At 68.0% G+C, this 24842-nt stretch carries 28 protein-coding genes; 16 read left to right on the top strand and 12 right to left on the bottom strand.

The features are described 5' to 3' along the window. Positions 1 to 31 precede the first annotated feature (31 nt). Positions 32 to 772 carry a pirin family protein gene (locus ASE72_RS11230; protein ID WP_056020919.1) on the top strand — a complete coding sequence of 247 codons (741 nt, stop codon included), beginning with the start codon at positions 32 to 34 and terminating at the stop codon, positions 770 to 772. Between the two features lie 51 nt (positions 773 to 823). Then, positions 824 to 1423 carry an NAD(P)H:quinone oxidoreductase gene (gene wrbA / locus ASE72_RS11235; RefSeq protein ID WP_056020922.1) on the top strand — a complete coding sequence of 200 codons (600 nt, stop codon included), beginning with the start codon at positions 824 to 826 and terminating at the stop codon, positions 1421 to 1423. A 42-nt stretch (positions 1424 to 1465) separates the two neighbouring features. On the opposite strand, the gene ASE72_RS11240 is transcribed toward wrbA, so the two are convergent. Beyond that, complete coding sequence (locus tag ASE72_RS11240) at positions 1466 to 2218, bottom strand: M15 family metallopeptidase (protein ID WP_056020925.1); 753 nt, start codon at positions 2216 to 2218, stop codon at positions 1466 to 1468. Between the two features lie 46 nt (positions 2219 to 2264). Here ASE72_RS11240 and ASE72_RS11245 point away from each other — a divergent pair, with 46 nt between their 5' ends. The 4 genes from ASE72_RS11245 (at position 2265) to ASE72_RS11260 (ending at position 5469) form a co-directional block, all read left to right on the top strand. Beyond that, positions 2265 to 2981 (top strand): RluA family pseudouridine synthase, encoded by a 717-nt coding sequence (locus ASE72_RS11245; protein ID WP_056020928.1) that lies wholly within the window; start codon positions 2265 to 2267, stop codon positions 2979 to 2981. Next, positions 2974 to 3387, top strand: coding sequence for an alternative ribosome rescue aminoacyl-tRNA hydrolase ArfB (arfB, locus tag ASE72_RS11250; protein WP_056020931.1), 414 nt, complete (start codon positions 2974 to 2976; stop codon positions 3385 to 3387). Before ASE72_RS11245 ends, arfB begins: the two co-directional genes overlap by 8 nt. Positions 3388 to 3547: 160 nt before the next feature. Then, positions 3548 to 4030 (top strand): GAF domain-containing protein, encoded by a 483-nt coding sequence (locus ASE72_RS11255; protein ID WP_056020934.1) that lies wholly within the window; start codon positions 3548 to 3550, stop codon positions 4028 to 4030. 134 nt (positions 4031 to 4164) lie between these two features. After that, positions 4165 to 5469, top strand: coding sequence for an RcnB family protein (locus tag ASE72_RS11260; protein ID WP_056020937.1), 1305 nt, complete (start codon positions 4165 to 4167; stop codon positions 5467 to 5469). Between the two features lie 27 nt (positions 5470 to 5496). On the opposite strand, the gene ASE72_RS11265 is transcribed toward ASE72_RS11260, so the two are convergent. Both ASE72_RS11265 and ASE72_RS11270 read right to left on the bottom strand, forming a co-directional pair. Continuing rightward, the gene (locus tag ASE72_RS11265) at positions 5497 to 6789 is read right to left on the bottom strand and encodes a M20/M25/M40 family metallo-hydrolase (RefSeq protein ID WP_056020940.1); all 1293 of its coding nucleotides are present in this window, start codon (positions 6787 to 6789) and stop codon (positions 5497 to 5499) included. A gap of 330 nt (positions 6790 to 7119) precedes the next feature. After that, complete coding sequence (locus ASE72_RS11270; RefSeq protein WP_056020943.1) at positions 7120 to 7575, bottom strand: universal stress protein; 456 nt, start codon at positions 7573 to 7575, stop codon at positions 7120 to 7122. A gap of 138 nt (positions 7576 to 7713) precedes the next feature. On the opposite strand from ASE72_RS11270, the gene ASE72_RS11275 reads away from it, so the two are divergent. From ASE72_RS11275 to lpdA, 4 genes are all read left to right on the top strand, one after another. Further along, a complete protein-coding gene (locus ASE72_RS11275; protein ID WP_056020945.1) occupies positions 7714 to 9081 on the top strand; it encodes a pyruvate dehydrogenase complex dihydrolipoamide acetyltransferase in 1368 nt (455 codons plus the stop codon). 111 nt (positions 9082 to 9192) lie between these two features. Continuing rightward, complete coding sequence (locus ASE72_RS11280) at positions 9193 to 9405, top strand: hypothetical protein (RefSeq protein ID WP_056020948.1); 213 nt, start codon at positions 9193 to 9195, stop codon at positions 9403 to 9405. Between the two features lie 44 nt (positions 9406 to 9449). After that, complete coding sequence (locus ASE72_RS11285; RefSeq protein WP_156350466.1) at positions 9450 to 9791, top strand: acyl-CoA thioesterase; 342 nt, start codon at positions 9450 to 9452, stop codon at positions 9789 to 9791. Between the two features lie 20 nt (positions 9792 to 9811). Beyond that, a complete protein-coding gene (lpdA, locus tag ASE72_RS11290) occupies positions 9812 to 11206 on the top strand; it encodes a dihydrolipoyl dehydrogenase (RefSeq protein ID WP_056020953.1) in 1395 nt (464 codons plus the stop codon). A 75-nt stretch (positions 11207 to 11281) separates the two neighbouring features. Here the strand turns inward: lpdA and ASE72_RS11295 are convergent, their stop codons facing one another. Next, positions 11282 to 12370 (bottom strand): SPL family radical SAM protein, encoded by a 1089-nt coding sequence (locus tag ASE72_RS11295; RefSeq protein ID WP_056020956.1) that lies wholly within the window; start codon positions 12368 to 12370, stop codon positions 11282 to 11284. A gap of 124 nt (positions 12371 to 12494) precedes the next feature. Here ASE72_RS11295 and ASE72_RS11300 point away from each other — a divergent pair, with 124 nt between their 5' ends. The 4 genes from ASE72_RS11300 (at position 12495) to ASE72_RS11315 (ending at position 15599) form a co-directional block, all read left to right on the top strand. After that, positions 12495 to 13787, top strand: a complete 1293-nt coding sequence (locus ASE72_RS11300; protein WP_056020960.1) for a PQQ-dependent sugar dehydrogenase — start codon at positions 12495 to 12497, stop codon at positions 13785 to 13787. After that, positions 13784 to 14674 (top strand): hypothetical protein, encoded by an 891-nt coding sequence (locus ASE72_RS11305; RefSeq protein ID WP_056020963.1) that lies wholly within the window; start codon positions 13784 to 13786, stop codon positions 14672 to 14674. The genes ASE72_RS11300 and ASE72_RS11305 overlap by 4 nt, the downstream gene beginning before the upstream one ends. A gap of 99 nt (positions 14675 to 14773) precedes the next feature. Beyond that, on the top strand, positions 14774 to 15001 hold the full coding sequence (locus tag ASE72_RS11310; RefSeq protein WP_056020966.1) for a hypothetical protein: 228 nt from the start codon (positions 14774 to 14776) through the stop codon (positions 14999 to 15001). A 55-nt stretch (positions 15002 to 15056) separates the two neighbouring features. After that, entirely contained in the window at positions 15057 to 15599 is a 543-nt protein-coding gene (locus ASE72_RS11315) for a pseudouridine synthase (protein ID WP_056020969.1), read from the top strand. A gap of 43 nt (positions 15600 to 15642) precedes the next feature. On the opposite strand, the gene ASE72_RS11320 is transcribed toward ASE72_RS11315, so the two are convergent. After that, on the bottom strand, positions 15643 to 16305 hold the full coding sequence (locus ASE72_RS11320; protein ID WP_056020972.1) for an HPP family protein: 663 nt from the start codon (positions 16303 to 16305) through the stop codon (positions 15643 to 15645). Between the two features lie 132 nt (positions 16306 to 16437). Here ASE72_RS11320 and ASE72_RS11325 point away from each other — a divergent pair, with 132 nt between their 5' ends. Next, positions 16438 to 16908 carry a nucleoside deaminase gene (locus ASE72_RS11325; RefSeq protein ID WP_056020975.1) on the top strand — a complete coding sequence of 157 codons (471 nt, stop codon included), beginning with the start codon at positions 16438 to 16440 and terminating at the stop codon, positions 16906 to 16908. Positions 16909 to 16932: 24 nt separating this feature from the next. On the opposite strand, the gene ASE72_RS11330 is transcribed toward ASE72_RS11325, so the two are convergent. Then, the gene (locus ASE72_RS11330; RefSeq protein ID WP_056020979.1) at positions 16933 to 17814 is read right to left on the bottom strand and encodes a polysaccharide deacetylase family protein; all 882 of its coding nucleotides are present in this window, start codon (positions 17812 to 17814) and stop codon (positions 16933 to 16935) included. Positions 17815 to 17991: 177 nt separating this feature from the next. Between ASE72_RS11330 and ASE72_RS11335 the strand changes: the two genes are divergently transcribed. After that, positions 17992 to 19434 (top strand): NAD-dependent succinate-semialdehyde dehydrogenase, encoded by a 1443-nt coding sequence (locus ASE72_RS11335; RefSeq protein WP_056022217.1) that lies wholly within the window; start codon positions 17992 to 17994, stop codon positions 19432 to 19434. 149 nt (positions 19435 to 19583) lie between these two features. On the opposite strand, the gene ASE72_RS11340 is transcribed toward ASE72_RS11335, so the two are convergent. The 6 genes from ASE72_RS11340 to ASE72_RS11365 all read right to left on the bottom strand — a co-directional run bounded on the left by ASE72_RS11340 (position 19584) and on the right by ASE72_RS11365 (position 24840). Next, complete coding sequence (locus tag ASE72_RS11340; protein WP_056020982.1) at positions 19584 to 19817, bottom strand: hypothetical protein; 234 nt, start codon at positions 19815 to 19817, stop codon at positions 19584 to 19586. Positions 19818 to 19920: 103 nt separating this feature from the next. Next, entirely contained in the window at positions 19921 to 21654 is a 1734-nt protein-coding gene (locus ASE72_RS11345) for a hypothetical protein (protein ID WP_056020986.1), read from the bottom strand. Between the two features lie 11 nt (positions 21655 to 21665). Beyond that, the gene (locus ASE72_RS11350; protein ID WP_056020988.1) at positions 21666 to 22751 is read right to left on the bottom strand and encodes a protein-glutamate methylesterase/protein-glutamine glutaminase; all 1086 of its coding nucleotides are present in this window, start codon (positions 22749 to 22751) and stop codon (positions 21666 to 21668) included. Between the two features lie 3 nt (positions 22752 to 22754). Next, positions 22755 to 23618, bottom strand: coding sequence for a CheR family methyltransferase (locus ASE72_RS11355; RefSeq protein WP_056020991.1), 864 nt, complete (start codon positions 23616 to 23618; stop codon positions 22755 to 22757). Between the two features lie 80 nt (positions 23619 to 23698). Beyond that, positions 23699 to 24175 carry a chemotaxis protein CheW gene (locus ASE72_RS11360; protein WP_056020994.1) on the bottom strand — a complete coding sequence of 159 codons (477 nt, stop codon included), beginning with the start codon at positions 24173 to 24175 and terminating at the stop codon, positions 23699 to 23701. Positions 24176 to 24324: 149 nt separating this feature from the next. Further along, the gene (locus ASE72_RS11365) at positions 24325 to 24840 is read right to left on the bottom strand and encodes a chemotaxis protein CheW (protein ID WP_443024773.1); all 516 of its coding nucleotides are present in this window, start codon (positions 24838 to 24840) and stop codon (positions 24325 to 24327) included. Between the last annotated feature and the right edge of the window lie 2 nt (positions 24841 to 24842).

Genomic DNA, 24842 nt, shown 5'->3' on the forward strand with positions numbered 1-24842 from the left:
CTATCTTGGTGCCAACAGGTGGAGACATGCAATGACCACGACTCTCAACACTTCCCGCGCGACCGCCCCCGTCAAGGCGGAGCGTCGCGCGTTCGAAAGTCTTGGCCACGCCGATCACGGCTGGCTCAAGGCGCGGCATCATTTTTCGTTCGCGAACTACTACGACCCCACCCGGGTGGGCTGGGGTGCGATCCGCGTCTGGAACGACGACGAGATCGGCGCGCAATCGGGTTTTCCGCCGCATCCGCACCAGGACATGGAGATTATCACCTATGTCCGCAGCGGTGCGATCACGCACCAGGATTCGCTCGGCAACAAGGGGCGTACCGAGGCGGGTGACGTCCAGGTGATGAGCGCCGGATCGGGCGTGCGGCATGCCGAATATAATCTCGAGCCCGAGACGACGACGATCTTCCAGATCTGGATCGAACCAAGCCGCAAGGGTGGTTCGCCGAGCTGGGGCGCCAAGCCGTTCCCGAAGGGCGAGCGGTCGGGGCAGTTCGTGACGCTGGCCAGCGGCTTTGCCGACGATGCCGACGCGCTGCCGATCCGTGCGAACGCGCGGGTGCTCGCGGCAACGCTGAAGGCCGGCGACAGCGTCGATTATGCGATCGGCGACGGACGCCACGTCTATCTGGTGCCTGCGACGGGCGCGATCACGATCGACGACGAACGCTATGCCGCGCGCGATGGCGCGGCGCTTTCGGGCGGCCAGACGGTGACGATCACGGCTCAAGACGACGCCGAGATCGTTCTGGTGGACTCGGAATAACACTCCGCCCTTCCAAATTGGGAAGGGCATCTCACGCGAAGGATAGTCTGCATGACCAAGGTTCTCGTCCTCTATTACTCGTCCTACGGCCATATCGAGCAGATGGCGGATGCCGTCGCCGAGGGCGCGCGCGCCGGCGGGGCCGACGTCGACATCCGTCGCGTGGCGGAAACCGCGCCGAAGGCCGTCGTCGAGTCCGCGCATTTCAAGACCGACAGCGCGCATGCCGAAATCGAGGGCCCCGACGCGCTGAAGGACTATGACGCGATCATCGTCGGCGCGCCCACGCGGTTCGGCCGGATGCCCGCGCAGATGGCATCGTTCTGGGATACGACCGGCGGGCTGTGGTTCTCGGGCGCATTGGTCGGCAAGGTCGGCGGCGCGTTCACCTCGACCGCGAGCCAGCATGGCGGGCAGGAGACGACGTTGTTCTCGATCCTGACCAACCTGCTCCATCACGGCATGACGATCGTCGGGCTCGATTACGGCTTCCAGGCGCAGATGGGCGTCGACGAGGTCAAGGGCGGCTCGCCGTACGGCGCGACGACGATCTCCGACGGCGACGGCAGCCGCATGCCGAGCAGCGTCGAACTCGACGGCGCGCGCTATCAGGGCAAGCGGATTGCCGAGACGGCCGCCAAGCTCAAGTAAGACGAGCTCGACGAACCGATGGCGAAAGCGCCGCAGCCGCGATCAGCGTCTGCGGCGCTTTTTCTTTGGATCGATCGCCGGGGCCGCAATCACGGGAATCGGCGGCACCGCGGTGAAGCGGACGACGATCGGCTGGATGCCGGGGTCGGCCGGATAGAGGCTGCGTGCCTTGGCGAAGACGAAACGCGCCCTAGCGGCACCCGGGGCATCGCCGCTGGTCCCCACCCAGCGCCAGTGCCACGGCTCCCATTTGACGTTCTGCTTGTTGCCGCCGGGAAAGCTCTGCTCGAACCCGAAGCGGGGCGCGTTGGCCCGGAGCCAGCGCGCGGCCGGGGTGGCGGCCATGCACGCCTCGGCATCGGGGCAGCCATTGGCGGGACGCACCGCAAAGTCGAGCGCATAGCCCGTCGAATGCTCGCTATAGCCGGGCGGCGCGACCGAGATCGCGCGGTCGGAGGCATCGGCGCCCGACTCGCGACAAAAGACGCTGCGCTGTCGGGCGATCGAGCGCTGGCAGGACAGTCCGCGGATCTGGCCCATGACGGCGGGATCGGTCTGCGCCGCTGCGATGAGGCGGAGCAGGTCGGGCAGGATGTCGCGACGGACGATGCATGGCTGCCCGATCGTGAACTCGGCCGGAGTCGCGACGAGTTCGTCGAGCGGCGCGTCGCCATAGGGAAGATGCCCGAAGGCGCGCCCGTCGGCGGCGATCGCGGCGCTTTGTCCGGCGCAAAGCTGCGCCTTGGCGACGGCTGGAACGACGAGCGCCGCCAGCAGGAGTGTGCAACGCAACATGATGCAGGCTCTGGCATGCGGGCGCCGATACTGGCAAGGGCGGGCGATGCATGGTGAACGCGTACTCTTCCTCGACGGCGAGGCCCTGGTGATCGACAAGCCCGCAGGGCTGCCGGTCGATCCCCCTCGTGACGGCTCTCTCAGCCTCGAAAACCATCTCGAAAGCCTGAAGTTCGGCTTTCAGCGCTGGCCGATGGCGGTCCACCGCCTCGATCGCGACACGAGCGGCTGCCTGCTCCTGTCGCGCAATCCCAAGGCGCATGCGCGGTTGCAGCAGGCGTTCGAGCAGGGGCTGGTATCGAAACGCTATCTCGCGGTACTCGACGGCGTGCCTGCAGAGGAGAGCGGTCTGATCGACATCCCACTTGGCAAGGTGAGCACCGCCGCGGAGGGTTGGCGGATGGTCGAGGATCCGAAGGGCAAGGCGGCGCGGACGGGCTGGCGCGTGTTGGCGAGTCGTGACGGGCGATCGCTGGTCGAGTTCATCCCGCAGACGGGCCGGACGCACCAGATCCGCGTCCATGCGGCGCTGGGCCTGGGCGCCGCGGTGGTCGGCGATCCCGTCTATGGCCGCAAGGACCCGCTGGGCATGATGCTCCACGCGCAGAAGCTCGTCGTGCCGCGTGCCGGCAAGCCTGACGTCATCGGCGTGGCGCCGTTGCCCGAGCGGTTCGCGGTCGCCGGGTTCGATGCCGAGCCCGAGTCACCCGACGCACCCGCTCCCGTCGTCGCGGAGACCGACGCCGAATCCGACAATGGCTGAACTGCCCGGCGCTTCCCTGTTCGAGGGGGCGATCGAGGAGCGGTTCCTAGCGGCGTCCGGGCCTGGCGGGCAGAACGTCAACAAGGTTGCGACCGCGTGCCAGCTGCGCGTCGACGTCTTCGCGCTCGGGCTGCATCCCGAGACGTATCGCCGGCTGAAGATCGCGGCGGGCAGCCGAATGACCGCGAGCGGCGTCCTGGTGGTGACCGCGCGGCGCTTCCGCACGCAGGAGGCCAACCGCGCCGACGCGCGCGAGCGGGTGCTCGAGCTGATCGCACAGGCGGAGCAGCGTGAGGCGCGGCGCGTGAAGACCAAGCCGTCCAAGGCGGCCAAGGCCCGGCGGGTGGATACGAAGAAGGTGCGCAGTTCGGTCAAGGCGGGGCGGGGCCGCGTCCGCGAGGATTGAGCCGGTGTCTGGCTGACCGCTGCGATCGATCGGCGCGCGTGTACGGATCGATCGGGTTCCACGGCCTTTTGCAAAGCATCGTTTCCGCGGGCGCCGGTTGGCGCGGCGTTCACCCCGCTCTAGATGCGCATCCACAGGACGCGGTGATTGAAAGGCGATCATGTACCAGTTCGATATTTCCGGTGGCTCGAAGGCCGAATTGTACCGCGACCTGCTCGCCGCGCTCGACGCGTTGACGCATGACGAGCGCGATGCGGTCGCGAACATGGCGAATGCCGCGGCGCTGATCTGGGAATATCTGCCCGACCTGAACTGGGCCGGGTTCTACCGCGCGGTCGACGGCGAACTGGTGCTGGGGCCGTTCCAGGGCAAGGTTGCCTGCATCCGGATCGCGATGGGCAAGGGCGTGTGCGGCACCGCCGCGGCGGAGCGTACGACGCAGCTGGTCGAGGACGTACACGCGTTCCCCGGCCACATTGCCTGCGACGCGGCGAGCCGGTCCGAACTGGTGGTGCCGATCGTCACCGACGGGCGACTGATCGGCGTGCTCGATCTCGACAGTCCCGAGCCGGCGCGGTTCGATCGCGAGGATGCGGCAGGCTGTGAAAAGCTCGTCGCGCTGCTGGCGTCGCGGATGGCCTGAGCCGGTTGGAGCGCCCCGGGGTGCTCCGAATCGGGACTGTCTCGTTGCTGGCAGGTCGGTCACCGCTTTGGTATCCAGCGCAGACCGCGTGGCCGAGATGCGGCGGGGGTGACGGGCGCAGGGAGAGCGAGACGATGCGGAACAGGGTGATTGCAGGCGTCGGACTGGCGTTCGCCGCGACGGGCAGCCTCGCCGTGGCCCAGCAACCGCCCGGCACGACCTATCGCGCGCCGGGTGCGAGGCCCGCGGCCGTGGCCCGCCCGGTTGCGCCGCCTGCCGGCACCCGCCCGGCTGCCGCGCCGCGCCTGGTCCATTCCGCGACGCCGACCGCCACAACGCCGCGCCGTGCGCGCTGGGGCAGCAAGATCGGCGGGCGCTGGTGGGCCGGGGCCAATGCTCCCGGTGGCTGGAACAGCTACCGCCGGCCGACGCGCGGCTCGGCGTTGCCGCCCTACTGGATCGCGCCGCGGTTCGCGGTCAACGACTGGTCCAGCTATGCGTTGCCGCAACCACCGCAGGGCTATGCCTGGACCCGCTATTACGACGATGCGGTCCTCATCGACAGTCGCGGATCGGTGTACGACACGATGGGTGGGCTCGACTGGGACCGGGTCGACCGGCCCGTGCGCCCCGGTGTCGACTATGCGCAGGTCGACCGGACGACCTCGGCCACCGCCCGGCCGGCCTATCCCGCGCCGCGCATCGCGGCCCCACGCGGGCTGCAGGGCGACGACCGCGTCACGATATCCCCGCCGCCGCGGCGTGACACGGGCGCAGGCGGCGCCGTCGCGGGCGCCGCGGTGGGTGGTCTGGCCGGCAACGTCATCGCAGGGCGTGGCAACCGGCTGGGCGGGACGCTGATCGGCGCGGGCGTCGGCGCGGCGGCGGGCTATGCCATCGACAAGGCCGAGGACCGTGGCCGTCCCGCGCCGCCGCCCTTGCCGCCGCGACGTGGTGGTCTGGACTATCGCGACCGGGATGCCGGTCGGGTCTATGCGGGTGCCGTGGACGGCGGGCGCGGCTTTGACGGCCCCCGGTACGATGATCCCCGGTACGAAGATCCCGGCTACGACGGCCCGCGCGCCAGCGATCGGTATTTCGACGGGCGTGGCTACGACGATCCGCGCTATGACGGGCCGGGCTATGACGATCCGGGCTACGAAGACCGCCCGGTTTATGTCGATGGCCGGGCAGGCCTCGCGGGCGGGCGTTGGGTGTCGCCCGACGGCATGACGACCGTGACGACGACGGGAGGGGCCTATCCCGCGGTCCGGAGTTATCCGGGCGGGTCGTCGACGACGGTGGTGATCCAGTCGGCGCCGGTCACGACGACCACGACGACGACCGAATACATCACCGAGCCGGTCCGCTACACGACGCATGGCCCACGCACGACACGCAGCAAGACGCGGTACGTGAAGTCGCGCGCCAGCAGATAGGCGGCGCGCGGGGACGCTCGACCGCGACTAGCGGCGGCGTTCGCGGCCGGCGAAGGTCACGGTGCTCTCGCTACCGTCCGCGCTCAGGGCAGACACACCGACGAAGTGATCGTCGACGGGGGTCTGTTTGAGCAGCGTCTCGGTGGCGGTGACATCCCGCATGTCCTTCCAGTCCTGCGTGTCGTTGCGCCGCCAGCGGACGCGGTAGCCCGCAGCACCCGGCACTGCGGCCCATTTCACCTGCGTGTCGCGCGACAGCGCGCCGGCGATCGTCACGTCGGCGGGCGCGGCGGGCGCGGCCGCGAGGCGCGCGAGCGTCGCGACGTTGATCGCGGTGACCTTGGCGAGATACGGGAAATCCATCGCGGCGATCGTGTCGCCATACTCGACCTCGTTCTCGGTGCGCAGATCCTGGTGCTGGCGATCCCAGTTCTCGGCGGCGACGGAGAAGCGCACGGCCGGATAGCCGAGCTTGAGAAACGGCTCGTGATCGCCGCCGCGGCCGAACCGGTCGGGGCGACGGTCGAGCATCACGTCGAGCCCGCCGGGGATCGTCTGCGCGATGCCGTCGATCGTCTTGGCGAGTGCGCGGCTGGGGCCGTCGTCCTCGCCACCCTCGGCCCGGCGGCCGATCTGTGCGGCGAGATCCTCGGAGGCGCGGATGCCCTCGGAGAACACCCGGACGCTCGACGCCATGCGCACGCCGCCCTGGCCGACCGTGTTGCCGACGATGTCGTTGTTGAGCATCGCGCTGACCGCCCAGCCGCGCGCCTTGGCGGTATCGGCGAGCAGTTCGGCGCCCCACAGCCCCTGCTCCTCACCCGAGAAGACCGCGTAGACGATCGTCGCGTCGAACGTGCGCGTCGACAGCGCGCGTGCCGCCTCGAGCACCAGCGCGACGCCCGAGGCATTGTCGTTCGCACCCGGCGCATCGCTCGTCACGTTCATGACGTCGGTCACGCGGCTGTCGATATGCGCGCCGACGATGATAACGCGGTTCGGGTCGCGGCCCTTCTGGATGCCGAGCACGTCCTCGACATAGACGCCGGTCGGTGCGCGCGGACCCGAGACGGTGCGGCCGATCCGCTCGACCGTGATGCAGCCGCCACAACCGCGACCGATCTCGGTAAAGCGCGCCGCGGCCCAGCTGCGCGCGGCACCGATGCCACGCTTCGGATCGGTGGTCGTGGAGGCGGTGTGGCGCGTGCCGAACCCGACCATCGCGGTCACATCGGCCTTGAGGCGGGTGGCGGAGGGCGCGGGAAGCGCGGCGGCGGCTGCAGCGAGCAGCGGAAGGGCGAGGATTGGCATCGCCGCCATCGTGGCGGCTTCGGCCGGGGAGCTCAAGCGGGGAGTGTGGGATTTGCGTGGTTTAGCGCCTCATCTCCGTCACGTGCCGCCGTTACCTCCCACCGCCGCCATCCCCCACCGCCGTCTTCCCCCACCGCCGTCTTCCCCCACCGCCGTCATCCCCCACCGCCGTCATCCTGACGAAAGTCAGGATCCAGGGTTCCCATGGTGGCGCCTGTGGCTCTGGATCCTGACTTTCGTCAGGATGACGGGTCTTCGGGATGACGGGTCTTCGGGATGACGGGGTCGTTCGGCGACACGGGGTCGTCAGGATGACGAGGTCGTAAGGATGACGCGCCGTCAGCTCAACCGGTCGATCGCCTCGCTCGTCAGCGATCCCGGAATGATCATCACCGGCACTGGCAGCGCGCCCGCGTCGGTGCCCGAGAAATGCGCGATCAGGTCGCCCGGTGCACCGCTCGCGGCCGCACCGAGGACGAGTGCGGCGATGTCCGGGTTGGCGGCGATCATCTCGCGGATGATCCTGGGGCCTTCGCCCTCGCGGACGGTGATCGACGGCCGCAGGTCGGATTCCTCGATCAGCGTCCCTGCCGCAGCCGCGACGAGACCCTCGGCATGCAGCCGCGCCTCCTCCTCGATCGTCGCCTGGACGCCGCCAAAGGCGATGAATTCCTGCGGCGGGATCAGCGTGAGGATCTCGACGCCGCCGCCGGTCTTCACCGCACGGCGCGCGGCGAAGCGCAATGCGATCCCCGCTTCGGGCGATTCGTCGATCACCACCAGATAGACGCGCATCTCGTTTCCCCTCCCGTTTTCGCGCTCTTGGTGACGTGCGGATGCGGTTCGCGCAAGGGGATGAGACCGCCGCGGGGTTGACCCGGAGGGGCGGGGGCGCGAGTAGGCGTGCCGTTACGTAACGCCCTGGGGAAATCCATGTCGATCGAGATCAAAATGCCTGCCCTGTCGCCGACCATGGAGGAGGGCACCCTCGCCAAATGGCTGGTGAAGGAAGGCGACACCGTGAAGTCCGGCGACATCATGGCCGAGATCGAGACCGACAAGGCCACGATGGAGTTCGAGGCGGTCGATGAAGGCGTGATCGCGAAGATCCTCGTCGCCGAGGCGAGCGACAACGTGAAGGTCGGCACCGTCATCGCGATCCTCGCCGAGGAAGGCGAGGATGCATCGTCGATCGAAGCGCCGACCAAGAGCGAGACGCCCGCGCCCGCCGCCAAGGAATCCGAGAGCAAGCCCGATCCCAAGGATCCGAACGATACCGGCAGCGAGGCAAAGCCCGTGTCGCGGACGGCGGAGACGGCGGAGGATCATGGGCGCCCGGCCGACGCTGGTGCCGCACCTGCGCCCACGCCCGCGCCCGCTGCTGCCAGCGGTGATCGTGTGAAGGCGAGCCCGCTCGCGCGTCGCCTCGCCGCCGACAAGGGCATCGACCTTGGTGCGGTGTCCGGTTCGGGGCCGAAGGGTCGCATCGTCAAGGCCGACGTCGACAGCGCGAAGCCGGGCGCAGCGCCCGCCGCGAAGACCGAAGCCGCTGCGCCGGCCGCGTCCGCTGCCGCCCCGGCGCCTGCCGCCAAGCCTGCGACCGTGCCGGACATCCCGCACGAGGCGACCAAGCTCAGCAACGTGCGCAAGACGATCGCGCGTCGCCTGACCGAATCGAAGCAGACCGTTCCGCACATCTACCTGACCGTGAACATCCGTCTCGACGCGCTGCTCAAGCTGCGCGGCGAGTTGAATACGAGCCTCGAATCGCGTGGCGTGAAGCTGTCGGTCAACGATCTGCTGATCAAGGCGCAGGCCGTCGCGCTGATGCAGGTCCCGACCTGCAACGTGATGTTCACGCCCGACCAGCTGATCAGCTTCCAGCGCGCCGACATCTCGGTCGCAGTGAGCACGCCATCGGGTCTGATCACGCCGATCATCGTCGGCGCGGACACCGCCTCGCTGTCGTCGATATCGACGCAGATGAAGGACCTCGCTGCGCGCGCACGCGACGGCAAGCTGAAGCCCGAGGAATATCAGGGCGGCACCGCCTCGATCAGCAACATGGGGATGTTCGGCATCACGCAGTTCGATGCGGTCATCAACCCGCCGCAGGCGATGATCCTCGCGGTCGGGGCGGGCGAGAAGCGTCCGTACGTCGTCGGCGACGAGCTTACCGTGGCGACCGTGATGTCGGCGACCGGCAGCTTCGATCACCGTGCGATCGACGGCGCGGACGGTGCGCAGTTCATGAAGGCGTTCAAGCATCTCGTCGAGAATCCGCTGGGCATGCTGGCGTAAGACCGTGACCGCTGTGGCCCCTCTCCCGTTCGCCCTGAGCGAAGTCGAAGGGCATGAGTCCCATGTGCCTCGACTTCGCTCGGCACGAACGGGATTGGGCCGGCGCGCGTCATGACCAGGACGGCCATTGAGATCCTGCACATCCTCGCCGGGCTGGCGGTCGCGGTCGCGATCACATGGGCGGCGGCCTGGTCCTATCCGCTCGGGCAGGACGTGATCTGGTGGTGCGGCGCGGCGGCGATGGTCGTGACCGTGATCATGGGGATCGGGCCGCTGCGGCAGGCCCGCGTCCTTGATAGGCAGGCGAACAGGAGCGAGGCGTGAGCGAGCTGCCACCCGAGAAGGCGCCGACGATCCGCGTCACCGCAATGCCCGCCGACGCCAATCCGTACGGCGACATCTTCGGCGGCTGGCTGATCGGGCAGATGGATCTTGCCGCCGGATCGGTCGCGTCGCGGCGCAGCGGTGGTCGTGCGGTGACGATCGCGGCGGATGCGATGAAGTTCCACATGCCCGTCATCGTCGGCGACGAGGTATCGGTCTATGCGGAGCTGATCGCGGTCGGCCGTACGTCGATGACGATCGAGGTCGAGGCCTGGCGCCGTGCGCGCCACAGCAACGACAGCTGCAAGGTCACGCAGGCGCGTTTCATTTTCGTGGCGGTCGGCGACGACCGCAAACCGCGGCCCGTGCCGCCGGCTAATTCCTGATTCAATGAAGGACTCTATTCATGGCTGACACCTTTGATCTGGTCATCCTGGGTTCGGGCCCGGGCGGTTATGTCGCGGCGATCCGCGCGAGCCAGCTCGGCCTGAAGGTCGCGATCGTCGAGCGCGAGCGCCTCGGCGGCATCTGCCTCAACTGGGGCTGCATCCCGACCAAGGCGCTGCTGCGCACGTCGGAAATCTATCACTACATGCAGAACGCCGAGAGCTATGGCCTGAAAGCGGACAATGTCGGGTTCGACCTCGCCAAGGTCGTCGACCGCAGCCGCAAGGTCGCGGGCCAGCTGAACGCGGGCGTGAAGGGCCTGATGAAGAAGAACAAGGTGACCGTCGTCGAAGGCGTCGGCACCGTGACCGCAAAAGGCAAGCTGAGCGTCAAGCAGGGCGACAAGACCGTCGAGCTTGAAGCCAAGAACATCATCGTCGCGACCGGCGCGCGCGCGCGCGACCTGCCGTTCGCCAAAGCCGACGGGAAGACGATCTGGACCTATCGTCACGCGATGGTGCCAACCGAGATGCCGACCAAGCTGCTGGTCATCGGATCGGGCGCGATCGGTGTCGAGTTCGCCAGCTTCTACAACGACATGGGCGCCGACGTGACGATCGTAGAGATGCTCCCGCGGATCCTGCCGGTCGAGGACGAGGAAGTCTCCGCGTTTATGGACAAGGCGCTGACCAAGCAGGGCATCACGCTCCTGACCGGCACCGGTCTCGAAGGCCTCGCGCCATCGGGCAGCGGCGTCACCGCGAAGATCAAGCACAAGGACGGCAAGGTCGTCGAGGAGACGTTCAGCCACGCGATCGTCGCGATCGGCATCGTCCCCAACACCGAGAATATCGGGCTGGAGGCGCTCGGCGTCGAGACCGATCGCGGGCACATCAAGACCGACGGCTATGGCCGCACCAATGTCGACGGCATCTGGGCGATCGGCGACGTCACCGGCGCGCCGTGGCTCGCGCACAAGGCGAGCCATGAGGGCATCATCGCGGTCGAGAAGATCGCGGGCGGGTCGCCGCACCAGATGGACAAGGCGAACATCCCCGGCTGCACCTATTCGCGCCCGCAGGTCGCGAGCGTCGGCATGACCGAGGCGAAGGCCAGGGAAGCCGGGTATGAGCTCAAGGTCGGCAAATTCCCGTTCATCGGCAACGGCAAGGCGATCGCGCTCGGCGAGGCCGAGGGGTTCGTGAAGACGGTGTTCGACGCGAAGACCGGCGAGCTGCTCGGCGCGCACATGGTCGGTGCGGAAGTGACCGAGCTGATCCAGGGCTATGTCGTCGCGCGCCAGCTCGAGACGACCGAGGCCGAGCTGATGGAAACGGTGTTCGCACACCCGACGCTCAGCGAGATGATGCACGAGAGCGTCCTCGCCGCCTATGGCCGCGCGATTCACTACTAGGCGGTTCGCGGTTGCAGGACGGTCGGGATCGGCGGCGGCAACGCCGGGTCCCGGCCTCCCCCGCGGCAACGGCGGCTAGGTCCAGTACAGGATCCGCGCATGCGGAAGCCGGTCGGCGATCGCGCGTTCGAAGCAGGTGTGCAGCGCACGCATCGTCGCGGCGTCGTAAACCTGCTTCTCGGTCCCGAACTTGGTCCGCTTCGTCACGCGGTTGGCGCCGGTCATGTCGAGCGCCGATCCGGGATACCAGCTGTCGAGCACGGCCTTCGACCCGGGATTGTACCGGTGCGTGATCAATTCGACCGTCAGGTCGAGCTCGGGCAGCCCGTGCAGCGCGGTGGCGACGTCGTCGATGAGGCCCGCATAGGCATCCTCCCAACCCGGCGCGGCGATGATCGGGGCGATCGTCAGTCCGATCGGATAGCCGGCCTCCGCCATCTGCCGCAATGCCTGCAGGCGCCGACCGACGGGCGCGGTGCCGCCTTCGAACCGCGCAAAGGCCTTCGGGTTGAGCGATGCGCGCATCCGCGTCCGGCCACCGTGATCGAGCGAGAGGAGCGGGGCGACGTCGGCGAACTTGGTCGTGAACCGCAACTGCGCGTCGGCGTCCCAGCGCCCAAACGCCGCGATCATCGTCGACAGCGACCCGGTCAGCGGTTCGAGTGCAAGCGGATCGGTATAGCAGGACGCCTCGAACGTCGTGCCCTCGTGCGCGCGGTGCGCGCTGCGCGTGGTGATCATCCCTTGGCCGAGATAGGCGGGGAGCGCGTCGAGGATCTCGTCGAGATTGGCATAAACGCGGGTGATCGGCGGCCCCTTGAGCGACCCCGCCAGATAGCAATAGCTGCAATGTGCGGGGCAGCCCTCGGCAAGGTCGACCCGCCAGTCCGCACTGGGCGCGATCGGCTGGAATTTGCGCTTCGACGGCGGCGCGACGACGACGGCGAGCGTCGCCTTCGCATCGACATAGGCGCGACGGGGGTCGTCGGCGAAATCGAGATTGAGCCGATCGCCGGGCAACTCGACGATTTCGACGCCGAGCGCCGCCGCCCGGTCGACGATCGATCGCCCGTGCGCGAAACCGCGTGCCGACCGCGTGATCAGCAGGCGTCGCGGACGCCATCCGGCGGCCTCCGGACGCGGTGAATAGGGAAGGGGCTGCACGTCTGTACAACGGGCGGCGGCATCGGTTGTTCACGATCACAGCGCGAAACAGCAGGATTTCCCGCGCAGAAGGATACCGAGGCTCTTCAGACGGTTAAGGCAATATCTGTTGTCGGGAGCCAATATGAAAACGATCCTTGTCGCCGCCAGCCTGATCGGGCTGGCGACATCCGCGGGTGCGCAGGTACCGGGCGATGCCAAAGCCGGCGCACAGCCGGTCATCGGCCTGAAATCGCAGCCGGCGCCTTACGACACCAAGTCGGTGATCAATCACCCCAGGACGATCGGATGGCCCGAGGGGCGCAAGCCGGTCGCACCGCAGGGATTCGCGGTGACCAAGTTCGCCGGCGGGCTCGACTATCCCCGCCAGGCTCTGCTGCTGCCCAATGGCGACGTGCTCGTCGCCGAGGCGCGGACCAAGCCCAAGCTCGATGCCGATCCCGAAGTCCAGCGGGGGCAGGCCTTGTCGAAGACGACCGGGTTCAGCGCCAACCGCATCACGCTGTTGCGCGACACGAACCGCGATGGCGTGGCGGAGCAGCGTTTCGTCCTGCGCGACGGGCTCAACCAGCCGTTCGGGATGCAGTATGCCAATGGCCGGCTCTACGTCGCGAACACCGACGGCGTGGTCAGCTTCCCGTTCACGCCGGGCCAGACGCGGATCGATGCAGCGCCCAAGCCGCTCGTCGCGCTTCCCGCGGGCGGGTACAACAACCACTGGACGCGAAACCTGCTGATCAGTCCCGATCAGCGCACGCTCTATGTCTCGGTCGGATCTGCCTCGAACGTTGGCGAGCACGGCATGGACGAGGAAAAGCGTCGCGCCGCGATCCTGGCGATCGACCTGAGCAGCGGCCGCGAGACGCTGTACGCCTCGGGCCTGCGCAATCCGGTGGGGATGGCGTGGGCGCCCGGTTCGCCGGTGTTGTGGACCGCGGTCAACGAACGCGACGAACTGGGCGACGACATCTCGCCCGACTATCTCGTCGGCGTGAAGCCGGGTGGCTTCTATGGCTGGCCGTACAGCTATTACGGCAAGCAGGATCCCCGGCATGCCAACGAGAAGCGCGAATTGCTGGCGACGACGTTGATGCCGGACGTCGCGGTCGGGCCGCATGCGGCCGCGTTGGGGCTGGCGTTCGCCAAGGGGACGCCGACGACGCAGCAGACCGCCTATGTCGCGCGGCACGGATCGTGGAACCGGTCGAGTTTCATCGGCTATGACGTGCTGTCGGTGCCGTTTGCAGCCGGGCGTCCGACTGCGGCGCCGCGGCCGTTCCTGACCGGGTTCGTCGCGGACGAGAAGAAAGGCGAGGTCTATGGCCGCCCCGTCAGCGTCCAGACCAGCGAGGACGGCGCGGTGTTCGTGGTGGACGACGCCGGCGACACCGTCTGGATGGTGCGACGCTCGTCGTGACCCGGCGTTTTCGGCGGGCGGCGGGCGCGTCGCTCGTCGCCGCTTCGATCGCGCTGTCCGTGTCCGCTGCATCGGCGCAGTCGGTCCCGTTCCTCGATACCGAGGACGCGACGCTGTCCGGGATCGACGTCGGTGAGGGCGATGTGCATCCGATCCTGTCCTTCGACGTCCGCAACGGCGACTATGCACGCGGCGCGCTCGACGACGACGCCGCAGGGCTGGGACGCGTACCCGTGCATGTCGCCATCGGCGGTGCCGTTGTGCTCCGGCGCGATGCCGATGGCCGGGGAAGCGTGTTCGTGGTTGGCCAGAGCTCGAACGGATTCCACGCGCCCAGTGCAGAGGAGCGTACGCGGCCGCGGGCCTGGTATGAAAGCAACACCATCGTCGGACTGGCATGGCGCCCGGTCGAAGGCGTTACGACGGCGGCGGCCTATGCGATCAAGACGAGTCCGAACGGGATCGCCGCCACGACGCATGAGGCGAGCCTGAGCTTTCTGTATTCCGCGAAGGACGCGATCGGTGCGCTCGCGCCGCGGGTCGCGGTCACGCGTCGTACGAAAGGCAATGGCGGCGTCTACACGATCTTCGGCATCGCGCCGCAATTCGCGCTCGGCGACGGGGAGTCTGCCGCGACGCTGACGCTGCCGGCGACGGTCGGGGTAGGGTGGCAAGGCTTCTATGCGGCGGGCGCAGGCGACCGTGTCTATGGCAGCACCGGGCTGACGCTGGCGAAGCCGGTCCGCATCGGCGGGGCATCGGCATCGGTTCAGGCCGAAGTGCTGGCGCTGGTCCGCGACGACGGGTTGCGCCGGCTCGATGCGCCCGGCGGCACGACGGATACGATCGTACCGCTGGCGACGGTGTCGGTGACGATGGCGTGGTGACGGCTGGCATGGTGCCGGCTGGCGGATCTCATCGCGCGTTCACGGGTTCAGCCTTCGCTGTCCCCGTCGCAGAAGCGTGGAAGCGGGAGGATTGATCGAATGACCAGCGAACAGCAACAGGCCGATCGGCGGATGAATGTCATTACCTGCGGCCTGGCCGTGATGGCGTTCGGCGCAATCATCACGCTCGGCGTGCTCGAGGACCACAAGCCCAAGATGCAGTCGAAGATGGCAGGCGCGAAGAGTGTCGTGTCCACGCACCAGATGATGGAGCGGCGCAGGGCGCGGATGGCACAGGCGACGGCGGGATTGTCGACGACGCCGTAACGCCGCCGTCGCGCCCGCCTACCCCCGCGCGACCCGAGCGGCTAGGAGCGGGCGGATGTCGCGACTGATCCTCTTCAACAAGCCCTATGACGTGCTCAGCCAGTTCACCGATCGCGGCAGCGACGGCGTGCGAAAGACGCTGTCGGCGTTCATCGACCTGCCCGGCGTCTACCCGGCGGGACGGCTCGACCGCGACAGCGAGGGGCTGTTGCTGCTGACTGACGACGGCCGTCTGCAGGCGCGGATCGCGGATCCCAAATTCAAGCTGCCCAAGACCTATCTCGTGCAGGTCGAGGGCGTACCCGACGACGCGGCGCTCGACCGGTTGCGTGACGGCGTGGTGCTGAAGGACGGGCCGACGCGTCCAGCCGTCGCCGAGCGGATCGCCGATCCCGGGCTGTGGCTGCGTGACCCGCCGATCCGCGTCCGCGCGAGCATCCCGGACAGCTGGATCACGCTTACGATCCGCGAGGGACGTAACCGGCAGGTGCGCCGCATGACGGCGGCGATCGGGTATCCGACCCTGCGGCTGATACGGTGGAGCATCGGCGAATGGACCGTCGACGGTGTGGCGCCGGGCACGTGGCGCGATGGCTAGGCCGCTGCCGTTCCGCTGCTGACCGAACCCGCGCACCACGCGCTCAAGGTTTCACTCGCGTGGCCGCATGGCGTTCGGCATGGCGCAGCAGCGTGTCGAGATCGTCGCGGCTGATGTCGAAACTGGTATGCATGTCGGCGAGTGCCGCGTCGATATCACTATCGTGCAGTCGAACCGGCGGTGGCGCCGAGGGGCGCGGCGCGGCGGCGGGCCGGGATGCCACGACGTGGCGAAACAGCAGCGCGACCAGCACGAGCGCAACCGAATTGATCCCCACCGGGGTCAGCGCGAAGCCATAGCCCGCGGTATGGATCCCCTCGCTCCCGATCACCGCGGTGAGCGCCGCCGCTCCGCCGGGCGGGTGGAGGCACCGCGCGATGGACATGACGAGGATCGCACCGCCGACCGCAGCGCCCGCCGCCAGTGCGGTACCGGGCACGAGACGGAATGCCGCGACGCCGACCAGCGTGGACAGGATGTTTCCGCCGATCACCGGCCAGGGCTTTGCCAGCGGGCTCGACGGCACCGCAAAGACCAGGACTGCCGACGCACCGAGCGGCGCGACGATGATCGGGAGGTCGACCGTCGACAGCGGCAACGCGCCGCAGACGATGATCGTCAGCGCGATGCCGATTGCGGCGCCGACGCACGCGATCAGGCGGTCGGGCAGCGTGGCGCCCGCGAGGATAGGCTGAAAGACGGACATGCAGTTCCCACTCTGTGCGGGGACGTCGCGACACCGTGTCCCCGGCGGCGGGGCATCGGGCGGCACGGCCCCATGCGGAACCAAAAGGCGTCCCGCGGCATCTAGGATACCCGCCACGATGGACCGTTAGCAATGACCCAAGACGACCTCGAACATCTGCGACGCTGCGTCGAACTGGCCACGATCGCGACCGATGCGGGCGACTCGCCCTTCGGATCGGTCCTCGTCTCGGGCGCCGGCGAGGTCTTGTTCGAGGATCGCAACCGGACCGGGCAGGGCGATGCGACGCGGCATCCCGAATTCGCGATCGCGCGCTGGGCCGCGGAGCACCTCTCACCCGACGAGCGCCGCGCAGCGGTGACCTACACGTCAGGCGAGCATTGCGCGATGTGCGCGGCGGCCCACGGCCTCGTCGGGCTTGGCCGGATCGTCTACGCCACCTCGACGCAGCAGCTTGGCGTCTGGATGCACGAACTCGGCCGGCCGCCGCTCGGCATCGAGCTGTTGCCGATCACTGCGGTCATCGCGAAGGCCGAGGCCGAGGGACCCGTGGCCGAATTCGCCGAACCCATCCGGGCGCTCCATGCCCGCGCAAAGCCCTAAACCAGAACGGCGCGGCGAGTTCGTCTAGACCGCCACGCCCGCTTGCTCGACATGGTCGGCGATCGCGCCGGCGGTCGTCCACCAGATCCGCGGATCGTCCGCGTCGCGCAGCGTCTGCAGCACCTTGGCCAGCGCGGGCACGCGGTGCGGCTGGCCCATGATGTACGGATGCAGCGCGACCCCGAGCACGACCGGACGGCGATCGCATTCGGACAATAGCTGCGTGACCGCGTCCTGGAGCATCGTCGCGAACCCGTGCGCCTCTTGCTTGCGCGCGATGACGGCCGGAATGTCGTTGATCTCCTGCGAATAGGGCACCGACAGGAGCGAGCCCGTCCTGGTCGCCAACCGCGTCGGCTGGTCATCATGCGCCCAGTCTAGCACGTAGCGATAGCCCGCCTCGGCGAGCAGGTCCGGCGTGTGGTCGCTCTCGGAAATCCACGGCCCCAGCCATCCGGTCGGACGCGCGCCGATCGCGGCAAGCCGGTCGGTGACGCTCGCGATGATCTTGCGTTCCTCGCGCTTCGTCAGCGTGCCCTGCGCCTGCGCATTCGTGCTGCCATGCGCGGCGATCTCGTCGCCGCGGTCGCGACATGCTTCGGCAAGACCGGGACAGCGATCGAGCACGTCCGCGTTGAGCAGCGCGGTCGTGCGCAGTTGCAGCCGGTCGAACAGGTCGAACAGCCGCCACGCGCCGACCCGATTGCCATAGTCGCGCCATGCATAATTCATGACGTCGGGCTGGGACTTTGCAGGTGCAAGCTCGGCACCGAGCCCGCCGCCAAAGTCGAAGACCTCGTAGTTGATGCCGAAATACAGCGCGAGGCGACGCCCTCCGGGCCAGTCATAATCCGGGCGATCGATGATCGGACGATAGGCATAGCGCGGGGATTCTGATTGGCTCATGCCGCGGGAACGCCCGGACGTTCCAATTGGGTGCGCCCATCATTTTCGCGGCAGACGGATGGTTTTTTACGGGCACCGCTTCACCGGCTGCGGCATATCGCGCGTCGGACATGGTCACGCGTGCGTTGAGTCGATCGACATGCCGCGCGCGATCGCGTCGGCCCGAAGGAGACGATGATGGTTGCGGATTATGACGCTCGGCTAGGCCTGTATATCGGTGGAGAGTGGCTGACGGGCGACGGACGCGAGACGCAGGACGTGCTGAACCCCGCGACCGGTGCCGGGCAGGCGGCGCTGCCGCTGGCGACGCCCGCCGATCTCGACGCCGCGCTCGAGGCGGCACAGCGCGGCTTCGTGCTGTGGCGCGCCACCGCGCCCGAGGCGCGTGCCGCCATCCTCATCAAGACCGCGGCCCTGCTTCGCGAACGCGCCGACCACCTCGCGCGGATCGCCACGCTCGAACAGGGCAAGATCCAGGCCGAGGCGAAAGGCGAGGTCGCGTTCGCCGCAAGCCTGCTCGAATTCCACGCCGGCGAGGCGCAGCGGATCTACGGGCGCGTCCTGCCGCGTCCGCAGGGCACGCGCAGTCTCGTTCTCCAGCAGCCGGTCGGCCCCGTCGCGGCGTTCTGCGCGTGGAACTTCCCGATCATGAACGTGGTGCGCAAGATCGCCCCCGCGCTCGCCGCGGGATGTTCGATCATCATCAAGCCCAGCGAAGAGACCGCGGGATCCGCCGTCGAGGTGCTGCGCTGTTTCCAGGATGCCGGGCTGCCCGGGGACGTGGCGCAGTGCGTGTTCGGCGTGCCCGACATGGTGTCACGCCAGCTGCTGGCATCGCCGATTACGCGCAAGCTGAGCTTCACGGGGTCGGTGCCGGTCGGCAAGCATCTGATGAAGCTCGCCGCGGACACGATGATGAAGACGACGATGGAGCTCGGCGGGCATGGCCCGGTCCTCGTGTTCGACGACTGCGATCTCGACAAGACGCTCGACATCCTGGTCGCGCACAAGTTCCGGAACGCCGGCCAGGTCTGCGTCGCGCCGACGCGGTTCCATGTGCAGCAAGGTATCTACGACCGCTTCGCCGCGGGCTTTGCCGAGCGGACCAAGGCGCTGAAGGTCGGCAGCGGCATGGCGTCCGGGACGCAGATGGGGCCGATGGCGAACGCCCGGCGCCCTCAGGCGATGGCGGACCTGGTCGACGACGCGCGTACGGCGGGCGCGCGCCTGCTCGCGGGCGGCGGTCGCCTCGAGGAGTCGGGCGGCGGTTTCTTCTTCACGCCGACGGTGCTGGCCGACGTGCCGCTCGACGCGCGTGCGATGAACGAGGAGCCGTTCGGTCCGATCGCGCTCATCCGGCCGTTCGAAACGGTCGAGGACGCGGTCGAGCAGGCCAATCGCCTGCCGTTCGGGCTGGCCGCCTATTGCTTCACCGAAAACGGACGCCGCCAGAACATGCTCGGCGACGCGATCGAGGCCGGCATGATCGGCATCAACACGGTGAAGCTCAGCGCGCCCGACAGCCCGTTCGGCGGGATGAAGGACAGCGGGCACGGTTCGGAAGACGGCCCCGAAGGCGTCGCGGCGCATCTCGTGTCGAAGACCGTGCACATGGTGTGACGCACGCGGGCGGCGGCGCCAGCCCGCCGCCCGTACGCGCAGTCCCGGTGGCGGCGGGGGCGTGACCGCAGATCCTGGCCCCACCACCGCCTGTTTCCCGGATCGGCGGACGTTATCGTTCCGCGTGTTCGCCCTGTGCGTGGCCCGGATCAGACGGGCTGGACGCCGGGATCGACCATTGTCGCGACACGACGCCGGGGTGCTGTCAACCGCTTCGCAAATTTGGCGAGCGGTACCTCGAACAAGCGATAGCCGAGCGTCGCAACGATAAGGCTGGCGACGATCATCGCTCCGATACCAACGAACGTCACGACGCTGTCGTACCCGCCACCACCGAGGCGCCTGACCACGGCCCAGCCCACGCCGTCGGCTGCCGCGGCCATGCTCAGCGCCGGCATCGTCAGGCTGGCGACTCGTCGTGTTCGCGGGCGTTCGCAACGTTGTTCGGCAGCCCTCGACTACCAAGCCCCATTCCCTATCCGGGGGTCAGAACAAGCCGTCGAACTCGTCGGCGTCCGCCATCGCTGTCGAAGCCTGCACACCGGGTTGATCGTCGCCCGGAAGGAAACGGCGGTGGACATGCCGTTCCTGCGCCATCGTGTAGATCGCGTTTATGGCGTGGAAGACCTGCTCGCTGGTGGGCGTCATGGTCTGGCTTGCGTCGACCAGGGGCATCGCCAGCGCTTCGAGCTGCGCGTTGATGCGCGACAATGGTTCGGCGAAGGCGGTCTCGCAGTCCACCGCGCTGGTCATTTCCGCGACGATGTCGTGGATCGCGCCGGCATCGCGGTCGAGACCCGACATGCCCTGGCGCGTGAGCAAGGCGCCCGCGCGAATGACGGCAAGCGCCTCCGGCAGCGAATCATTCGTGTCTTCGGCGCAGTCCGAGGCCGATCCGATCGCCTCCGCCGCATGACTCAACTGTTCGAATGCGCGCGCAACCGCCCCCGACACCATCTCCAATGTGTTGACCGAGCAGCGGATCTCCGCCGCGATACGCGCAAGGCCGTCGCCCGCACGGCCCATCCGATACGAGCGAAGATCGGAATTCCACGCCATGATGCGCACACCGCCGGTGACGCGGTGGATCGTCGTCAGGCGTTCGCCAAGCCGTCTGACCGTGGCGGAGGCTTCGGACCCGAGCTGCGTCGAGCGCGTATCGGCGTCGCGCAGGTGTGCGGTGACCGCATCGACTTCGGCAACGCTGTCTTCGAGCAGTTGCAGAAACGCGCCGTCGCTCGCGGCGTCGACGGTGCGGGGTTCGTGCGGTGCGAGCATCGAGGCGACCTGTGCGGCGATTCCCCTGAAGCTGGCGCCGAGCGCCCGCGTTTCCTTTTGCAGGTCCGCGGTCGCATCGGCGACCTGGGCCGCGAGCAAGGCCATGACTTGGCCTTCGAGCGCCTTGGCCGCGGAAGCGTCGACGCGATCGAAATCCTCGAGTGCCGTACCGAGGAAACGGCAGGCCTGGGCGGCATGTTCGAGCCGCTGCCGGGTGATGTCGCCGATCTGCATCGCGCCGTGCGCGGCCGACAGCTTGGCGCGGATGTCACGGGCGATCGTCGCGATCGACTCCGCGCGTTTCGCGGCATCGATCTGGTTCTGCTGGAGCCCGGTCGCGTCCGCGGTCAGTTTGTCGGGAACATGCGGGCACAGCCGCGCGCATTCGGAATCGAGCACCCGGTTGATCTCGATCACGCAGGGAACCGTCGACGATAATTGCCCGACGTCCTTGCTGATCTCATGAATCTCGCGTTCGCTGACATCGAGCTCCGAGACCATCGCGTCGGCGAACTCGGCAAATCCGTGCGCGCCGGCAGCGGCAACCTTGAGATACTGACCGCAGATCTTCAGCAGGTCGAGCGTCCGGTCGACGCGCACGATCTCCTTCTGCACCGCGCCGCTCGCCTGCTGGAGGACGTCGAGCGACTGCTGTCGCTTCTTCTGCCGCGCGGGCAGGCTGGCGAGCCGGTCGGCATTGGCGCGCATCGTCGCGACCGCGCGATCGGCGGCGTCGCGGTCGAGCGCATTGGTGACGCTTTCGAGACTGCCGATCAGCCTGCCGACGGTGTCATAGGCGCGTTCGAGCGAGTGTCCGGCATCGACGAAGCGTTGGTCGAGCCCGCTCGCGACGCTTGCGAGTTCGGCTTCGAGCACGCGCCACGCGGGCGCCTGCGCGATGCCCTGATCGGCCTCGAAAGCCTTGTGTTCGACGCATCCCATCGTCCTGGCCCCTATTGTACCGTTGCGTGCAAGACGTCGCGGGCGATGTGTTTCAGCGGGATGACCTTGTCGACGCCGCCCAGCGCGATCGCTTCCTTGGGCATACCGAAGACGATCGACGACGACTCGTCCTGTGCGAACGTGCGACCACCCGCCTGCTTCATCTCGAGAAGACCGCGCGCGCCATCATCCCCCATTCCCGTCATGATCACGCCGATCGCGTTCGAGCCCGCCGCGGTCGCCGCCGAGCGGAACAGCACGTCGACCGACGGCCGGTGGCGCGAGACGAGCGGCCCCTCGCGGACCGCGACGAAATAGCGTGCGCCGCGTCGCTCGATCATCATGTGCTTGCCGCCGGGTGCGATCAGGACATTGCCGGGCAGGACGGGGTCGCCATCCTCGGCTTCCTTGACGTTCACGACGCACAGCGTGTTGAGCCGGTTGGCGAACGCGCGCGTGAAGTTCTCGGGCATGTGCTGGACCACGACGACACCCGGCGCGGTCGCGGGCAGCGCCTCGAGCACCTCGCGCAGCGCCTCGGTTCCTCCGGTCGATGCACCAAGGCACACCACGCGCTCCGTCGCACGGTTCACCCCTCGACCGCTCGGCGGCGGGAGGACCGCGTCCGCGGTCAGCTTCTGCTCGAGACGGCCCGGACGGCTGCCATTCGAGGTACGCAGCGCGACCCGCACCTTCGCCGCGGCCTTGATCACGTCGCGGATCTGGAGATTGTGATCGGCGAGATGCTCCGCGAGCCCGGCACGCGGCTTCACGATGACGTCGACCGCTCCGGCCTCGAGCGCCTGCAGCATCGCGTCGGACCCTTTCTCGCTCACCGACGAGCACATCACCACGGGCAGGGGGCATTGCGCCATCAGCTTCTTGAGGAAGGTGATGCCGTCCATCCGCGGCATCTCGACGTCGAGCATGATCACGTCGGGCACTTCTTCCTGGATCCGACGCGCCGCGCTGAACGGGTCGGCGGCGGTGCCCATGATTGTGATGTCGGGATCCTCTTCGAGGATCGCCGCCAGCGCGTGCCGTGCGACCGCGGAGTCGTCGACGATGAGTACGCGGATTTTCCCTCGGACGGCCATGGTTCAGCTCCGCTGGAAAACGGTGTGGGCGACCGGGACGAGCGGCAGGTCGAGCCCTGCGATCGACTCCGAATGGCCGAGGAAGAGATAACCCCCCGGGGCCAGCTTGCCGACGAGTTTGGAAACGACGCTGTGCTGCGTCGGCTTGTCGAAATAGATCAGGACGTTGCGGCAGAAGATCAGGTGCATCGGTTCGCCCACCGGATAGCATTCGTCCATGAGGTTGAGCCGCGCGAATGCGATCGCACGGCGCAACTCGGGGACCACGCGGACTTCACCGCGCGCCGGATCGCGCGATTCCATCAGATATTTCTTGCGCAACGCAGCGGGCACCGGCGCTGCGAGATCGGACGGGTAGATACCCAGCCGGGCGATCTCGAGAACCTCGGTGTCGAGATCGGTCGCCAGAACCGAGTAGGTGACACCGCGGCGTGCGCTGGCAAATTCGTCGAGCAGCATCGCCATCGTATAGGGTTCAGGCCCGGTCGAGCAGGCCACGCTCCACGCGCGGATCTTCCGCAGATAATTCGCCTCGAGCGCCGGAAGCGCGACGTCGCGCAGAAAATCGAAATGGACGGGCTCGCGGAAGAAGTCCGTCTTGTTGGTCGTCACCGCATTGATCAGGTGCACGCCTTCGCGATCGAGATTGTCGCCCGTCAGGACATGGCGGCAATAGGCCTCCAGCGTGTCGAGCCCCAGCGCGCGCTGGCGGCGGCGCAAGCGCCCTTCGAGCATCGTTCGCTTGCTCGGCGGCATCCGGATGCCCGCATATTCGAAAATATAGTCGGCCAGTAGCGCGAAATCGCGCGACCCGATCTGGTCGGTGGCGCTCGCCGGGGCTTTCACGATCGGGGGGGCAAGGGTCACGGGAGCCAGCTCCAATAAGACGATGGGCCGTCGGAAACGGAACCAGCGGGGTTGGTTTCAATAGGGCGGATGCGACGCCGTCATGCGGCGCAGGCGCGCAACGCGCTGACGTCCGCACTGGAAAAGATCTGCGCAACGTCGACCAGCACGACGAAACCCTCGGTTCGCTTGACGACCCCGGCGATGTATCGGGACGGCCAGCTGATCCCGATGTCGGGGGCGGCCCCGATCTGGCCGCGGTCGAACGTGCTGACCTCCAGGACGCGGTCGACGACGAGGCCGAGCACAAGGTCGCGCCCGTCGACGGGGACGTCGATCACGAGGATCCGCGTACTCGGCGTCGGCGCGACAGGCGGCAGGCCGAGGCGACGGCGCAAGTCGATCGTCGTCACGCCCTCGCCGCGCAGATCGGTCAGACCCAGCAGATAATCGGGCCCGTTCGGAATGTGAAAGGTCTCGCTCCAGTCGAGGATCTCGCGCACCAGCGTCACAGGTACCGCAAACGTCTCGGCGCCCAGACCGAAGGTCACGGCCTGCAATTCTCCCGCGACGCTCATGCCGCGCGCCGTTCAACGGCTGCGGTGCGGGGGAGCGACCGCATGACGGTCGGGCGCGATCCAGCCCTGCGCCATCCGGACAATCGGGGCTGATCCGAGGTGTCTGCGAAGCGTCGTCCGATTGGCACGGTCATGTCTGGCCTTCCAGCCTAGAGGAGTGAGGGTGCGAGCACGGGGGTCGTGCCGCGGCCGCCCAGCAGCGGGTCGAAGATTCGCGCGAGGTTGGCGAGGACGATGACGCCCTGCGGCGTGCGCACCAGCTCGCGGATATAATCGCGGCGCCAGCGCAGGCCGACGGTGGGCGGTGTCTCGCTGGCGTCGCGGTGGAGCGTCGTCACCTCGTGCACCTTGTCGGTGCGGATGCCGATCTGGGTCTGGACGCCGTCGACGTCGAGTTCGACGACCACGATCCGGCTGTCCATCGTCGAGTCCGCGGAGGGCAGGCCGAACGCGAGCCGGAGGTCCGCGATCGGGATGATCTTGCCGCGAAAGTTCGCGACGCTGGCGACCAGCCGGTCTGCGCCCGGCACGACCGTTTCGGGCAGCAGGTCGAGAATCTCGCGGACGAGCACGGCCTCGACCGCGAACTTCTCGGTCTGCAGGTCGAACGTCAGCACTTCGAGCCGACCGTCTTCGTCCCACTCGGTCTGCGATGTTTCTTCCATGG

It is taken from the genome of Sphingomonas sp. Leaf20 (assembly GCF_001421535.1).
Classification (GTDB): Bacteria; Pseudomonadota; Alphaproteobacteria; order Sphingomonadales; family Sphingomonadaceae; genus Sphingomonas.

What these genes read in the sequence shown, in the direction of transcription:
- ASE72_RS11230 (WP_056020919.1), top strand. Translation starts at nt 32, where the DNA reads ATGACCACGACTCTCAACACTTCCCGCGCGACCGCCCCCGTCAAGGCG.
- wrbA (WP_056020922.1), top strand. Translation starts at nt 824, where the DNA reads ATGACCAAGGTTCTCGTCCTCTATTACTCGTCCTACGGCCATATCGAG.
- ASE72_RS11240 (WP_056020925.1), bottom strand. Translation starts at nt 2,218, where the DNA reads ATGTTGCGTTGCACACTCCTGCTGGCGGCGCTCGTCGTTCCAGCCGTC.
- ASE72_RS11245 (WP_056020928.1), top strand. Translation starts at nt 2,265, where the DNA reads ATGCATGGTGAACGCGTACTCTTCCTCGACGGCGAGGCCCTGGTGATC.
- arfB (WP_056020931.1), top strand. Translation starts at nt 2,974, where the DNA reads ATGGCTGAACTGCCCGGCGCTTCCCTGTTCGAGGGGGCGATCGAGGAG.
- ASE72_RS11255 (WP_056020934.1), top strand. Translation starts at nt 3,548, where the DNA reads ATGTACCAGTTCGATATTTCCGGTGGCTCGAAGGCCGAATTGTACCGC.
- ASE72_RS11260 (WP_056020937.1), top strand. Translation starts at nt 4,165, where the DNA reads ATGCGGAACAGGGTGATTGCAGGCGTCGGACTGGCGTTCGCCGCGACG.
- ASE72_RS11265 (WP_056020940.1), bottom strand. Translation starts at nt 6,789, where the DNA reads ATGGCGGCGATGCCAATCCTCGCCCTTCCGCTGCTCGCTGCAGCCGCC.
- ASE72_RS11270 (WP_056020943.1), bottom strand. Translation starts at nt 7,575, where the DNA reads ATGCGCGTCTATCTGGTGGTGATCGACGAATCGCCCGAAGCGGGGATC.
- ASE72_RS11275 (WP_056020945.1), top strand. Translation starts at nt 7,714, where the DNA reads ATGTCGATCGAGATCAAAATGCCTGCCCTGTCGCCGACCATGGAGGAG.
- ASE72_RS11280 (WP_056020948.1), top strand. Translation starts at nt 9,193, where the DNA reads ATGACCAGGACGGCCATTGAGATCCTGCACATCCTCGCCGGGCTGGCG.
- ASE72_RS11285 (WP_156350466.1), top strand. Translation starts at nt 9,450, where the DNA reads ATGCCCGCCGACGCCAATCCGTACGGCGACATCTTCGGCGGCTGGCTG.
- lpdA (WP_056020953.1), top strand. Translation starts at nt 9,812, where the DNA reads ATGGCTGACACCTTTGATCTGGTCATCCTGGGTTCGGGCCCGGGCGGT.
- ASE72_RS11300 (WP_056020960.1), top strand. Translation starts at nt 12,495, where the DNA reads ATGAAAACGATCCTTGTCGCCGCCAGCCTGATCGGGCTGGCGACATCC.
- ASE72_RS11310 (WP_056020966.1), top strand. Translation starts at nt 14,774, where the DNA reads ATGACCAGCGAACAGCAACAGGCCGATCGGCGGATGAATGTCATTACC.
- ASE72_RS11315 (WP_056020969.1), top strand. Translation starts at nt 15,057, where the DNA reads ATGTCGCGACTGATCCTCTTCAACAAGCCCTATGACGTGCTCAGCCAG.
- ASE72_RS11320 (WP_056020972.1), bottom strand. Translation starts at nt 16,305, where the DNA reads ATGTCCGTCTTTCAGCCTATCCTCGCGGGCGCCACGCTGCCCGACCGC.
- ASE72_RS11325 (WP_056020975.1), top strand. Translation starts at nt 16,438, where the DNA reads ATGACCCAAGACGACCTCGAACATCTGCGACGCTGCGTCGAACTGGCC.
- ASE72_RS11330 (WP_056020979.1), bottom strand. Translation starts at nt 17,814, where the DNA reads ATGAGCCAATCAGAATCCCCGCGCTATGCCTATCGTCCGATCATCGAT.
- ASE72_RS11335 (WP_056022217.1), top strand. Translation starts at nt 17,992, where the DNA reads ATGGTTGCGGATTATGACGCTCGGCTAGGCCTGTATATCGGTGGAGAG.
- ASE72_RS11340 (WP_056020982.1), bottom strand. Translation starts at nt 19,817, where the DNA reads ATGGCCGCGGCAGCCGACGGCGTGGGCTGGGCCGTGGTCAGGCGCCTC.
- ASE72_RS11345 (WP_056020986.1), bottom strand. Translation starts at nt 21,654, where the DNA reads ATGGGATGCGTCGAACACAAGGCTTTCGAGGCCGATCAGGGCATCGCG.
- ASE72_RS11350 (WP_056020988.1), bottom strand. Translation starts at nt 22,751, where the DNA reads ATGGCCGTCCGAGGGAAAATCCGCGTACTCATCGTCGACGACTCCGCG.
- ASE72_RS11360 (WP_056020994.1), bottom strand. Translation starts at nt 24,175, where the DNA reads ATGAGCGTCGCGGGAGAATTGCAGGCCGTGACCTTCGGTCTGGGCGCC.
- ASE72_RS11365 (WP_443024773.1), bottom strand. Translation starts at nt 24,840, where the DNA reads ATGGAAGAAACATCGCAGACCGAGTGGGACGAAGACGGTCGGCTCGAA.